The 13,544-nt window shown below is 35.2% G+C and carries 10 protein-coding genes; 7 read left to right on the forward strand and 3 right to left on the reverse strand.

Annotated elements, in window-relative coordinates; all coding sequences use genetic code 11:
* Nucleotides 1-60: 60 nt before the first annotated feature.
* The 3 genes from EHE19_RS03605 to EHE19_RS03615 form a co-directional block, all read right to left on the reverse strand.
* On the reverse strand, nucleotides 61-1,509 hold the full coding sequence (locus tag EHE19_RS03605) for an SLC13 family permease (protein ID WP_171003570.1): 1,449 nt from the start codon (nucleotides 1,507-1,509) through the stop codon (nucleotides 61-63).
* Between the two features lie 67 nt (nucleotides 1,510-1,576).
* A complete protein-coding gene (locus tag EHE19_RS03610; RefSeq protein ID WP_137697619.1) occupies nucleotides 1,577-2,965 on the reverse strand; it encodes an MmgE/PrpD family protein in 1,389 nt (462 codons plus the stop codon).
* Nucleotides 2,966-3,246: 281 nt separating this feature from the next.
* On the reverse strand, nucleotides 3,247-4,131 hold the full coding sequence (locus tag EHE19_RS03615) for a LysR family transcriptional regulator (RefSeq protein WP_137697620.1): 885 nt from the start codon (nucleotides 4,129-4,131) through the stop codon (nucleotides 3,247-3,249).
* A 243-nt stretch (nucleotides 4,132-4,374) separates the two neighbouring features.
* On the opposite strand from EHE19_RS03615, the gene EHE19_RS03620 reads away from it, so the two are divergent.
* The 7 genes from EHE19_RS03620 to hisB all read left to right on the forward strand — a co-directional run bounded on the left by EHE19_RS03620 (nucleotide 4,375) and on the right by hisB (nucleotide 13,415).
* Nucleotides 4,375-5,769: a 4Fe-4S binding protein gene (locus EHE19_RS03620; RefSeq protein WP_137697621.1), complete on the forward strand. Its 1,395-nt coding sequence runs from the start codon at nucleotides 4,375-4,377 to the stop codon at nucleotides 5,767-5,769.
* Between the two features lie 106 nt (nucleotides 5,770-5,875).
* A complete protein-coding gene (locus tag EHE19_RS03625) occupies nucleotides 5,876-7,171 on the forward strand; it encodes an SLC13 family permease (RefSeq protein WP_137697622.1) in 1,296 nt (431 codons plus the stop codon).
* Between the two features lie 429 nt (nucleotides 7,172-7,600).
* Entirely contained in the window at nucleotides 7,601-8,857 is a 1,257-nt protein-coding gene (hisZ, locus tag EHE19_RS03630; RefSeq protein WP_137697623.1) for an ATP phosphoribosyltransferase regulatory subunit, read from the forward strand.
* Nucleotides 8,858-9,280: 423 nt separating this feature from the next.
* Nucleotides 9,281-9,928, forward strand: coding sequence for an ATP phosphoribosyltransferase (gene hisG, locus EHE19_RS03635; RefSeq protein WP_137697624.1), 648 nt, complete (start codon nucleotides 9,281-9,283; stop codon nucleotides 9,926-9,928).
* A 267-nt stretch (nucleotides 9,929-10,195) separates the two neighbouring features.
* Nucleotides 10,196-11,509, forward strand: coding sequence for a histidinol dehydrogenase (hisD, locus tag EHE19_RS03640; protein WP_137697625.1), 1,314 nt, complete (start codon nucleotides 10,196-10,198; stop codon nucleotides 11,507-11,509).
* A gap of 183 nt (nucleotides 11,510-11,692) precedes the next feature.
* Nucleotides 11,693-12,769 carry a histidinol-phosphate transaminase gene (gene hisC / locus EHE19_RS03645; protein ID WP_137697626.1) on the forward strand — a complete coding sequence of 359 codons (1,077 nt, stop codon included), beginning with the start codon at nucleotides 11,693-11,695 and terminating at the stop codon, nucleotides 12,767-12,769.
* 61 nt (nucleotides 12,770-12,830) lie between these two features.
* The gene (hisB, locus tag EHE19_RS03650) at nucleotides 12,831-13,415 is read left to right on the forward strand and encodes an imidazoleglycerol-phosphate dehydratase HisB (protein WP_137697627.1); all 585 of its coding nucleotides are present in this window, start codon (nucleotides 12,831-12,833) and stop codon (nucleotides 13,413-13,415) included.
* The last annotated feature ends 129 nt before the right edge of the window (nucleotides 13,416-13,544 follow it).

Below are 13,544 nucleotides of genomic sequence, written 5' to 3' on the forward strand. Positions count from 1 at the left end.
GCATTTTCACGTAATGAGGATTTATTTAGGCAGTAATTCGTATTTTTGAAAATTGTTTAACTAAAACAGGTTCCAATATGATACATGTAATACTGCTGATACCACATAGAATGCAAAGTAAGCAACTAGTGCAATTTTAAAACCGTCACCAAAAGTAAACAATTTCTCCCCCTTATATTTAAAGGTCCAAGCAAATAGAGCTGAAGGGAGAAGTGAAGGTAATAGATTACCACCAAGTACGGTAGGAAGCCAAACTGCCAGAAGTCCCTTAGATGCTGCTATTCCTAGTTCCTGAGACCAACCTACAATAAATGGAATGATTACACCTTGTACCATATTTACACCGAGGAAGGCAGTACCAAAGGTACCAACTAGAGAACTTATAATATAATACCCAACTTCAGAAGCTGGTTTAAATACATTTATAATATCAGCAATTACTGCGCTGGCTCCGCTTGAATTTAAAGCAGTTGCCATAGCTGAGAATGCAGTGATAAAGAACATTACAGGCCAATTGATAGATGCTACAACTTCATCGAAGTTTTTAAATACTCCAAGCTTAGGGATTGCGAAGACACATACTGCTCCTAATGCTACCCAGCCTGTAGCAATACCATGCTTTGATTCTGTAATCCAAAGAATGAGTACTACTATCATGATACCAAGAACCTTTTTTTCTGTGGAAGTCATGGCTCCTAGTTCATCTACTTTTGCTTTTAACACTTCTTTTGGAGCAATTATGTTTTTGTCAGGTTTAAAGAATAGCACTAAGAATACAACAGCTACGAAGCCAAATATCCAAATTATAGGTGCCGCAAGCTTAAACCATTCCATCCATTCGATATCTACCTTTGCCATTGTAAGAGTAAGCAAGTTCAAACTGAATCCTGTCTTAACCCAAGCTCCAGCCATACCACAAAGTATGAGAAGGAAGAATGACACCAATGCCAGTGGAGGAACTCCCTTTTTAGATTCGCTTCTTGCTGGCAAATTCCAAGCTTCTGCAACGAAAATCATAAGAGGAATAGTTATTGCGATTAATGCTGTAGGTGATGGAACTAAAAGTATCATTACAAAAACCACCACAACACTTACAGCCATAAACTTAGGTATTGTATTTGCGCCAAGCCTATACATTATGGTGTATGCAAGCCTTTTTGCTAATCCACTTTTTACCATTGTGGCTGCTATTACAAATGCTGAAATCTGAAACCAACCAGGGCTGATTGTAAACCAGCTAAAGATTGATGGAGTAGGATATTTCAAAAGAATTAATCCTAAAATAAATATAAGACCTGTATAACCTGAATCAATTGGTCTGACGATTAGCCAGATTAGTAACCATACAGTAAGTGCCAGTGTTGCTTGTGCAACAGGCTCAATGTTCAATGGAATCAGATATACGATGATTGCAGCTACAATTCCTATAATTGCTCCAATCCACTGACCTTTGGACAATTTGTTTATTGGTTTTTCAGGAGCATTTTTTAATGTTTTTGCATCATTCATTCGATTCACCTCTTTCATTAATTATGCATTACTATAATAGAGTGGCAAATGATAACAACTGTTAATACTAGATAGTAATTAATTTCATTAGCTCTGAAATATCATCCATCTTTTCAAGTTCCCAAATGTTTTTAATAGCTTTTTCAATTTTGTTCTGAGTCAAAATTCTAGTTGCATTATGCTTAAATTTATCAATCAATGTTTGATCGGTGAGACGATATCCATCCATATTAGTTCCTTTAGAATATAAGGTTTCTTGAGTATATGTTGTGTCTCTAGCTACAACCTCAACTCTTGCATACCAACTTCTAGGATCTTTAGCTTTTTCTGCACCTGCTCTTGGGTCACCAAGTATATTTATCTTTTTCATAAAGGCTTGGATTTTTGGGTCATTGATTACATTCATATCCTGCCAGTCTACACCAGGCTTTATTCCGTGAACAATTGCAGCTGCTGCATAAGGGAAACTATACTGTGTGTCTATTTGAGTTGTAACTTGATGCTGATCTGGATGTGCTAAGAAAGGAAGACTATAGGCAGTAATACTTTCTATTTCTGATGGTTTGAAATTATGTTCCTCCATCAGATCCAGCAGGCAATCGATTGAACTTTGTATAAAACGACAGCATGGATATAGTTTGTACTGGCAATCAGTGAATTTCCATGTCTTACCCAAATCATCTACTATCTTGCTTGGATCCCATACACTAGCACCGTAAAATACATGGAAACCATATTGACTATCAAGTACATTTCTGCTTCCTGTGTATCCTTGTTCTGCTAATAATGCTGCAGTCACTGCTCCTTGACAATTCCATCCTGCTGGTGAATATTTAATTATTGATTTAGGCATGGTATCTTCCCAATCTCTGCCTGTAGGCAGTGAGCATAGATACCCAGCAATTCCAAGACAATTTCCCATTTGCTCGTTATCCAAATTTAGGAGTCTACCTACTGCAAGGCTTGCACCCAACATATGTTCATTGCTATTGCCGAATATATCTGGTGTTTTAGCATCTCCTGCTACCTTAGCTAATAGAACATTCATGGAATCATTAATTCGCCTTGCCAATTCCTGTCCAATTACGGTGGCAAGAATTACATCCTTTCCTGATGCGTGAATACTTTCAGCCACTGCAAGTACTGAAGGAATTACAAAAGGTGTGACATGCGGTACTGCATCAAAATCTAGTGAATACATCAATTCACTGTTAACCATGGCAGCATTGGTACATGAAACCTTCATTGTAGAACCGATTACAGAGGATTCTGGAGTACCTCCTAGCCTTCTTGTAAGATTCATTGCCATTTTACCTTTTTCTGTAGCTGCACCGGTAAAAACCGCACCGATGGAGTCAAGCAGACTACGCTTTGCTTCATGAATAATTTCTTCGGGTAAATCTTCATAGCTGGTATTCATAGCGAATTGTAGAACATCATCAGTTACAGGTATCATAAACTTATTCTCCTTTCAAATCGATTTCATTAAATTTGAATCGCCAAAAGGGATTCTTAGATAGAATACTACTTAAAAAAAGTATAAAGGATATGTATGCTCATTGTGAAATGCTAAAACTGTATATCTGTTATTACGGATATCATTCAACTGTCGTTAATTTCTTAACAAAATCAATTTTAAATAATATACATACGCAACTATAAATAGAAAAAGCCCCTTTCAAGAATGAAAGAGGCGTAGAACTATATAAATTAGCGCAATGTCATATTGTTGTACGTTTAGTTGTCGGTAACTAGCTTACTAATGAAAAGTGGAAGACATGGGTTTGAATTATTTTTTCTCCAAGCAAATATCCTTTCCACTGAACTGCATTGTCCTGATAACTTAATGATATGCACCTTATGGCTGAATTGGTTTTTAAAATGATATGGGATAATACTGACTCCTTTACCGCATTCAACCAATGTTAGCAATCCACTGATGGAAGTAGCCCTTTTTGCGACGCGTGGATTGAAATGGTTCTCTAAACACATTTGCAAGGCAACATCATTGACGATAGCAAAATTTTCAGGATCAAGAAAAATAAACATCTCGTCCTCAAGTTCTTTGATATCAACGGAATCCCTTTCAGATAAAGGATGATTCCATGGAAGTGCAACAGCCTGTTCAAATTTCATATTGCTCTTCCATACTATGTCATCAATAGCTGAAATTCCAGGTGATATAGTAAATCCAATATCTATATCATATTTTTTTAATGCTGAAATCATTGATGAACTAGTATATTCATTAATCTCAACCTCAATGCTGGGATAACTCTCAGTAAACATCTTAATGGATTTTGATAGCAAATCATTAAATTGCTCGCTTAACATTCCGATTTTGATTCTGCCAACATTTCCTTTTTCTGCTTGTAATGCTTTGGAAAGCCCTTCATGATAATGTTCCAAAATATTCTTTGCCTCAGCGAGAAAAGCCTCACCTGCTGCAGTTAAGTATACAGAGCGTTTATTTCTAAAAAGTAAATTTACATTAAGTTCTTTTTCCATAAAGATTATGTGACGACTGAACGCAGGCTGAGTTAAATGCATATACTCAGCTGCTTTGGTAAAATTCAAGTAACGAGCTAATGCGACAAAGCATTCTAATTCATAAATAGTCAAGCAAAGTCACCTCATTATTAGTTATTATAAATTATTAATATAAGTATATCATTTTTCGACATTTTGAACAATATAAATATAAGAAATAACAAAAAATTTGTCGATTATTACTGATGCAATATTTTTTTAATTATAAAGTAATGGTATAACAGATATCTGTTTAAAGCATTTCACATATAAAAAAACCTTGGTTATACTTTAAGCATACGAAGTATATTTCATAATTCCAAGGAGGTAGCAGAAATGCCAGATAAAGGACCAGATTTAAGTGTAAAGTTTGGAGGCCTTACATTTCCTAATCCAATTGGTGTAGGAGCCATCGGAGAGCATTGGGGTCACTCAAATAGTACTCAGGAGTATGTGGACATTAACTCAGATATTTTTATGAAACATGTGAAGGCTGGTGCAGGTTATATTATAATGGCAGGCACCTATGTTACACCAGAAACAGAGCGCTTAATACAAGAACGTTGCCAGACAATAGAGGTCCCTTTTAGAAGGAAAAGTAAGAAAGTAGGTCACCGTATGTTGAAAATTCCAGGTAAGGATCCATACGGAACAGAAGGCTTTTACTTTGTGCCTTCACCATTCTTATTGGATGCTGGTTTTGGTAAATTCAACAAAGACCGTTTTGCGTTCATGATTGAAGCACTTCAAAAGAAAAAGCCTAAAGAAGTACCTCTTGTATTAAACCTTGGAGGAATTGCGAATATCGCCGAAACCTGGGTAGACGGAGCGAAGAGATTTGAAGAATTGGGAGTAGATATGATAGAGATTAACCTTGGATGTCCGTTGCCAAGCGGTCTTGATGGAACTCTTCAAGGATATTTCCAAGATAAATACACTCCTCTATATCAAGGTTTATTGATGGGAGATAATGAAAAGTATGTGTACGAAATCACAAAAGCAGTTGTAGATGCTGTTAAAATTCCAGTAGGTGTTAAGTTAACTCCAGAAACTGGATATCCTCGTATTATCACTATGGCTCAAGCAGCAAGAAGTGCTGGTGCTAAGTTTGTACAAATGTTTAATGCAGCAGTAGGTATGGCACCACCAGATATATATAATGGAGGAAAACCACAATGGCCATATATGGACGGAAGCCCATTCTGTATGGTATCAGGTTCATTCCTAAGAGTTCCATGTTATAAAGATGTAGCTGCTGTAAAAAGATATGTTCCTGGTTTGGATATTGCTGCAGCTGGTGGTTTAGTTGAACCTGAACATTTCATTGAAGCTATGATGTTAGGAGCAAGCCTCGTACAACCTTGTACTGGAATTATTGAACAGGGTAATGGTCTGATTAGAAGAGGTATCAGCTTCATGAAAAAGTTTGTTAAAGAACAAGGTTATAACAGCCTTCAAGAAATAGTTGGTATAAGCCAGCAATACATTAAGTATAACCAAGACCTTGATATGATGGCTGGAAAGACCATTATAAATATTGATCGTGAAAAATGCATTAGGTGTCAGCGTTGTGTAGACAATGTATGTCAGGCTCTTTATACAGTTGAGGGAGGACATATTGAAGTTGATCCTCATCGTTGTGTAGGTTGCGGCGGATGTACCCTTGCTTGTAGGAATGATGCATTGAAAGTTGTACTCAGAGAAGGAGTTTCAGAGCCTAATTTTTTCTAATATAATTGGGTAAAAATAAATCTAACCCTGCAATGACATTCCATCTAATGTGGGGAATGCATTGCAGGAAACTCTCTTTTTCTACAAACGTGTAGGGGGGAAAATAATGAACGACATTCTGATATTTTTGGCGTCAATTGTATTGGTAATTGTTATAGGTTCTATATTTAAAGTAAATATTGGTTTCATTGCTATAGTATTTGCCTATCTCTTGTCAGTTTCCGTACTTGACGTCAGCGTCAGCGAATTGTTTCAAATATGGCCTGCAAAGCTATTTTTAATTATATTCTCAATAAGCTTGTTTTATAGTTTTGCATCGTCTAATGGATCAATCGAAAAATTGGCTATAAAGTTCATTTATCGTTTTAGAACCATTCCTGCCATGATTCCTATAGGAATCTTTCTAATTACCGTCTTAATCGCAGGATCTGGCGGGGGGCCTTATGTCGCAACGGTTGTTATGGCTCCTATAACATTAAAAATTGCAGCTATTTCCGGAATGAACCCGTTGCTTGGAGTAATTGCAGTAACTTGTGGAGCATCCGGGATTTCTTTATCACAATTGAGTGTAGTAGGTCAGCTGGTTAGGGGTTTGATAGAAAGAACAGAATATTCAGAACAGGCAAGTACGCTTCAACAAATGGTTTTTTCAAATGCTATGATGTTTCATACTTTTATTTTTATTCTTTTCTATTTTATTTTAAAAGGATATAAATTAAAACCCGCTATTATGGAAAAACCGTCGGAGTTTACAAAAGAACAGGCAACTAGTATTGGTATAATTGCCTTTGTTATTTTAATGTATCTATCCCCAAATCTGCTTGGTTTAATTTTCCCTAACAACACGGTTATAGAATTAGTTAAGAGTAAATTTGATTTCACCTTTGCGGCATTAATAGGTGCAACAATAAGCTTTTTATTAAAGCTAGGCGATGAAAAAGAAGTATTTCGTAAAATACCGTGGAGTACCCTAATATTAGTTACGGGTATGGGGCTGTTAGTTGGTGTAGGTGAGAAATGTGGTATCATTCAAGAGTTGGCTGAACTTGTAGGAACTAATGTAACACCAAAGCTAATTCCTGTTATAATGGCAGGCTGTAGCGGCTTAATGAGCTTTATTTCAGATGGGCCAGGAGTTGTTTATCCTACTTTATATCCTCTTGTATCTGGAATTGCTGATATAACTGGTATAAATCCAGGACTTCTATTCTCTGCAGTTAGTGTAGGTGATTCAACAACTGTTATTTCTCCGTTCTCTACAGGAGGCGCCATGTTTCTTTCTTTTGTAACATTAGAGAAACAACGTGAAAAGATGTTTGTGCAATTTATGATTATTCCTTTTGTTTTTCTTGCAATATTAATAGGTTTAATATCCCTTAAAGTATTTATTTATGGTATATAATATTTGATAAGTCTATTGTAAATTTGATTTTTTATATTTGTCCGTTCTAACCCCTTTTCGGGCAAATCATAAAAGAGAAAAGCGCATATAGATATAGAATGAATATAGGAGGTGGATATCAGAAAATTATAAAGCTATATAACAGATTGTATGTATTAGTTGCATTGGCTTTAGCCAATTTGTGAAAAAGATACTTAAATATTTTATAAAAAGTTTTAGAAAAATTATTTTTTCTAAAACTTTTTTTGTTGTGTAATTCACATATCTCCAAATTTTTCTAAAAAGCTTGACTCTAATTAAAAAATCGAATATAATTAATGTAATTTACTGATTTATTACTTTATAACTTTAGTGTAATAAAGTAGAGAGATAGTAGATGATGTTAGTTATTTTTTGTTAATACAAAAACTTCTAAGGGGAGAACGATTTATGTCAAAATGGAAAATATATACGCCAGATGGTGTACAGGATATTTTGTTTGATGAATGTTATGCAAAAAGAGAATTGGAAAGTAAAATCCGTAGCACATTCAGAGCCTATGGTTATTATGAAGTGGAAACTCCAACGATAGAGTTTTTTGATGTGTTTTCTTCAGAAGTAGAGCACTTTCCGCAAGAATCAATGGTTAAATTTTTTGACCAAAAGGGAAGGATTCTTGTATTAAGACCTGATATAACAGTTCCTGTTGCTAGAATTACAGCAACTAAAAATCGTGATTTAAAGCTGCCAATTAAATATTCATATATTGGAAATGTTTTTAGATTTAATGAAGTGGGCGGTGGCCGTCAGAATGAGTTTACACAAGCTGGTGTTGAACTTTTGGGTGATTATTCTTCTGAGAGTGATGCAGAGATTATAGCCATTGCCATAAATGTGCTTAAAACTGCAGGTTTAGAGAATTTCCAGATTGATATAGGTCAGGTTGAATTCTTTAAAGGCTTGGCAGAAGAAGCTGGCTTTACTAATGAAGACACCATTAAGATATCAAAGCTAATCGATAGAAAAGATATCGTTGGAGTAGAACAAATAGCAAACAGCTACAAAATGAGTGAACAGCTGAGAAAGCTTATTATAAAGCTACCTGGTTTATTTGGTTCAATTGAAGTTATAGAAGAACTCAAGAAAACAACAAAAAACAGCAGAAGCTTGGCTGCTTTGGAGAATATCGAAGAGGTAATAGGGATACTCGGTGATTATGGCTTTACAAAGTATATTTCTGTTGATTTTGGAATGCTAAAAGGACTTAATTACGATACAGGTATAATATTCAGAGGCTTTACACATGGTGTAGGCTTTCCCATACTTTCGGGAGGCAGATATGACAGCTTGACCTCCAGCTTTGGAAGAGATTGTCCAGCAACAGGCTTTTCATTAGGAATAAATATGTTAATGACAGCACTTGAGAAAGCGCAGATGGCATTTGAAAAGCCAAGTGTGGATTCGCTGATTTGCTATAAAAAAGCCAACAGAAAAAGTGCAATTGAGATAGCTGAAGCACTTAGAAAACAAGCAATGAGTATTGAGACCTTGGTGCTGACAGAAGAAATTGAGCAGGGTATCAGCTATGCACAAGCAAAACAAATAGGTGGTGTTATTTATATTGAAGACAAGGGTAAAATTACTATTTATGATATAGTTAATAACACTACAAAAGAAACCAGTTATAATGAGTTGCTCAACAAGTAATACTATATTGCTTTTACATTAAAATATTGTAACTAACTTAAATCAATGTTAAAGATTGTCTGTATAAGCAGCGGTTTATTGTTTGAGACAATCAGACAGAAATACTTGGTGCTTCCCTAATACAGTTGTAATAAAAGCTAAGGGTTAACGCTGTTGCAAACATAGTTATATGTTAACTATAGGTTAGAGTAAAATTCTAACTTAGACTTTATAACTATATTATAGGAAGGCAAGTAGTAATAAATGTTTTGCTATAGCTGAGTAAAAATACATAAAGGCAGATGAGCTCATATTTATTGGAGTATAGCAAAATAGAGGTATAGACTTATTTATAGTAATTCAAGAGTTTAATTGTTAATTGAAAAGTTTAATTGAAAAGATTATTTGAAGTTTTGATAGATGATTAAATGGAGGCAAACAATTATGAGATATTTGACAATTGCATTATCAAAGGGAAGGCTTACAGACGTGGCAATGGAATTATTCGAAGGAATAGGAATTGACTGCTCAGAGCTAAAGTCTTCAACAAGAAAACTGATACTTTCAGATGAAAATAATAAAATTAAGTTTTTTCTGGCAAAGCCTGCTGATGTTCCTACATATGTTGAATACGGAGCTGCTGATATAGGAATTGTGGGAAAGGATACTATTCTTGAAGAAGGCAGAAATCTATATGAAGTGCTGGATTTAGGATTTGCGGCTTGTAGAATGTGCCTTGCAGGGCCTAAAGAGTTGGAAGGTAAGATTGAGGAGTTAAATATAAAAAGAGTTGGAACTAAATATCCAAATATAGCTAGAAATTATTTCGAAAAAACTAGAAGAGAAAGTGTAGAGATTATTAAGCTAAATGGTTCTGTTGAACTTGCTCCATTGGTAGGCTTAGCTGAGGTTATTGTAGACCTTGTTGAAAGTGGACGTACATTAAAAGAAAATGGTTTGGTAGTATTAGATACAATTGCTGATATTAGTGCTAGAATGATTGTAAATAGAGTTAGTATGAAAATGGAGAATGAACGTATTCAGAGAATAGTAAGCGGTATAGCAGAACAGCTGAAAAACAAAGAAGCTTAATTTTATGAAAGCTTAATTTAAGTTTGATACAAAACTTTTCTTTACTATTTGTGCTGTTAGATGGTATCAAAGAAATGTAAGCTTGTTTTAATATGCAAAACAAAGTTAGTACCAACATGATTTATTTGAGCAAAAAACATAAAATATATTTTGACAGTGTGTCTGTAATTAGAACTGTCAGAAAGTAGCTGTAAGCTTAGTAAATCAGTGTTTTTCGCTGATTGTTCCGACATAATTTTGTACCCAATGGGGGTGTGGGAGGTTTATATGTTTAATATTGTAGATTTACGTAATGACAATAACCAAGTAGCTGCGAACAACTTGTATAATAAACTAATTCAGAGAACAAAGTCTTCAGATGGAGCAAGTATAATGAGTGTTGTTGCTGACATTTTGGAGAACGTGAGAAAATTGGGCGATAAAGCGTTAAAGGATTATAGCAAGAGATTTGATAAGGCTGATATTGAGGAGATTAAGGTTTCGGAGGCTGAAATAACTGCTGCCTATGCTGAAGTTGATGCTGAATTATTAGAAACAATTAAAAAATCTAAGCAAAATATCTGGAACTTTCATGAGAAACAACTGCAGAACAGTTGGATTAGTCCAAATGAAGACGGTTCAATGCTAGGACAATTAGTTCGTCCAATTGAAAAGGCGGGATTATATGTTCCAGGAGGCACAGCTCCGCTAATATCCTCTGTTTTAATGACTGCTATTCCTGCAAAAGTCGCAGGAGTTTCAAAAATAATTATGTGTACTCCTCCCTCTAAAGATGGCAGTGTCAATCCAGCTATATTAGTTGCAGCTAGAGAAGCTGGAGTTGATGAAGTATATAGAGTGGGCGGTGCTCAGGCTATTGCAGCAATGGCTTATGGTACAGAGACAATACCTAAAGTGGATAAAATATGCGGGCCAGGAAATGTTTATGTAGCTACAGCAAAAAGATTGATATTTGGAGAATGTGATATTGATATGTTTGCAGGTCCAAGTGAAATATTGGTGATAGCTGATTCTACAGCAAAGCCTGAATATGTGGCTGCTGACCTGCTTTCTCAAGCAGAGCACGATATGTTGGCATCATCTGTTCTAATTACAGATGATGAAAGCCTTGTGAAGAAAGTTGCTGTGCAGATTGAAAAGCAGTTAGCTAATTTGAGCAGGAAATCAATTATTGAAAAGTCATTAGAGGATTATGGATTTGCAGTTTTGGTTGACAATATTGAGCAGGCTATAGAAGTTTCAAATAACATAGCTCCTGAACACCTTGAAATATGCATAAATGAGCCTATGAGCATGCTGGGGTTAATTAAAAATGCAGGCGCAATATTTGTTGGGAATTATTCTCCAGAACCGTTGGGAGATTATATGGCAGGGCCAAGCCATGTTCTGCCTACCAGTGGAACTGCGAGATTTTCTTCTCCAGTGAATGTAGACCAATTTTTAAAGAAATCCAGTTTAATATATTATAACAGACAAGCACTCGAAAAAACTTACAAGGATATTGCCAGATTTGCGGAGGCCGAACTTTTAGATGCACACGCAAATGCAGTTAAAGTGAGATTTGAGGGAGAAAATAAATAATTCAAAAATCTTAAAAGCAAAGTTTGCTCAAAAATCCTGCGTTTTCGAGCAACAAAAATCCACAAGTGGATTTTAAACGGTGTGGAAGAGGCTCAAATTATTTAACTTAATCTCAAGAAACGGAGATGCATCCACGAAGTCTTTACCAAAATTTTATGCCCAAATGAGGCGTGGGAGGTTAATATGATAGAAGAATTAATAAGACCTGAAATACGGTCTTTTACGCCGTATAATGCAAATCAGCAGCCATATAAAATTAAATTAGATGCAAATGAAAGTCCATTTAATTTACCATTAACAGTAAGAGAAAAGTTGTCCGAATTTATAAAGAATGATCCCCAGCTAAATTTATATCCAGATACTGACTCAATACAATTAAGAAAAACAATTTCAGAACACTGGGATGTGGATTCAGAAGGTATAATAGTAGGGACTGGCTCTGATCAACTTATTCAAGTAATGACAAATGTATTCATAGGAGTTGGAGATAAGATTCTTTACCCTGTTCCTTCCTTCAGCATGTATAGAGATTCATGCTTGATTGCAGGAGGCACTCCTGTAAAATATCTGCTAAATCCAGAGGATGGATATGAATATTCAAAAGAAACTATCCTTGAGGCATATGAAAAGGAACAGCCCAAAATTATTTATATTTGTAATCCAAACAATCCTACAGGTAATATAATGTCTGTTTCAGATGTGATTGATGTGGTGAAATACTGCCGTAAATCTATTGTTGTAGTCGATGAGGCATATGGAGAGTTCTGTGATAATACGGTGATACCATATGTTAAGGAATATGAAAATCTGTTGGTGCTTAGAACCTTCTCAAAGGCTTATGGATTGGCTGGAATAAGATGCGGGTATTCAATATCCTGCAAAAAATTGGCCAGTGCTGTTAATCTGGCTAGACCTCCATATAATATTAGTTCCCTTTCTCAGTATATTGCGCAACTGATTTTATCTGACAAAGAGGAGATAAATAAAAATATTGAATATCTAATAGAGCAAAGAGAGTGGATGATTGGGAAATTGTCTAATATAAAAGGTGTAGAAGTTTATAAATCATATGCTAATTTTATACTTGTGAAAGTTGACAATTGTAATGATGTATATAATAGGCTATGCGAAAAGGGGATTTTTGTCAGAAACTTTGGCTTAGCGCCTTTATTGACAGGATGTCTAAGGATTAGCATAGGTACAAATGAACAAAATAGCATTTTTCTTGATGAACTTTCTACTATCTGTTATAATAAATAGCGAACATTATACAAAAAAATCGGAAAAAAGTTCGACAAATTGTTGGGATGGAGGGATACTATTGCGAGAGGGCTTAGTAAACAGAAACACTAAGGAAACACAGATTAAGCTTAAAATAAATCTTGACGGAAAAGGCGACTGTAATTGTAATTCTGGTATAGGCTTTTTTGACCATATGCTGGTTTTATTTACTAAACATGGATTGATGGATGCAGACTTCGATGTGAAGGGTGATTTGGAAGTTGATGCACATCATACAGTTGAAGATACTGGTATTGCTTTAGGACTAGCCATAAGACAGGCATTAGGCGATAAAAAATCAATTAAAAGATATGGAACTGCTTTTGTGCCTATGGATGAGTCCCTAGTTCAGGTGTCTTTGGACTTGAGCGATAGACCCTTTCTTGTATTTGATGCTGAATTTTCACAACAGATGGTCGGACAAATGGATACCCAGTTAGTTGAAGAGTTCTTTAGAGCGGTTGCATTTAATGCAGGAATTACATTACATATAAAGCTTTTGCATGGAACCAATTGTCATCATATAATTGAGGCAATGTTTAAGGCCTTTGGAAGAGCATTGGATGAGGCTACAAAAATAGATACTAGAATAGTTGGCGTTATGTCTACTAAAGGAATGCTGTGATAATGGCAATTTTAAATGATAAATAATTTAAGGTTAAGAGATTTCAAATAATTCGAAAACAAACGTTGTAAAAAACTACGAATTTTCAAAATTAAAAAATAAGTATGTAGCTGGTTTGATTTTAACTGG

The organism is Ruminiclostridium herbifermentans (assembly GCF_005473905.2).
Taxonomy (GTDB): Bacteria; Bacillota; Clostridia; order Acetivibrionales; family DSM-1351; genus Ruminiclostridium; species Ruminiclostridium herbifermentans.

Bases quoted from the DNA above. Each gene is read 5' to 3' on its own strand.
- hisC (WP_137697626.1), top strand. From the start codon at position 11,693: ATGATAGAAGAATTAATAAGACCTGAAATACGGTCTTTTACGCCGTAT.
- hisZ (WP_137697623.1), top strand. From the start codon at position 7,601: ATGTCAAAATGGAAAATATATACGCCAGATGGTGTACAGGATATTTTG.
- hisG (WP_137697624.1), top strand. From the start codon at position 9,281: ATGAGATATTTGACAATTGCATTATCAAAGGGAAGGCTTACAGACGTG.
- EHE19_RS03610 (WP_137697619.1), bottom strand. From the start codon at position 2,965: ATGATACCTGTAACTGATGATGTTCTACAATTCGCTATGAATACCAGC.
- EHE19_RS03625 (WP_137697622.1), top strand. From the start codon at position 5,876: ATGAACGACATTCTGATATTTTTGGCGTCAATTGTATTGGTAATTGTT.
- hisD (WP_137697625.1), top strand. From the start codon at position 10,196: ATGTTTAATATTGTAGATTTACGTAATGACAATAACCAAGTAGCTGCG.
- EHE19_RS03605 (WP_171003570.1), bottom strand. From the start codon at position 1,509: ATGAATGATGCAAAAACATTAAAAAATGCTCCTGAAAAACCAATAAAC.
- EHE19_RS03620 (WP_137697621.1), top strand. From the start codon at position 4,375: ATGCCAGATAAAGGACCAGATTTAAGTGTAAAGTTTGGAGGCCTTACA.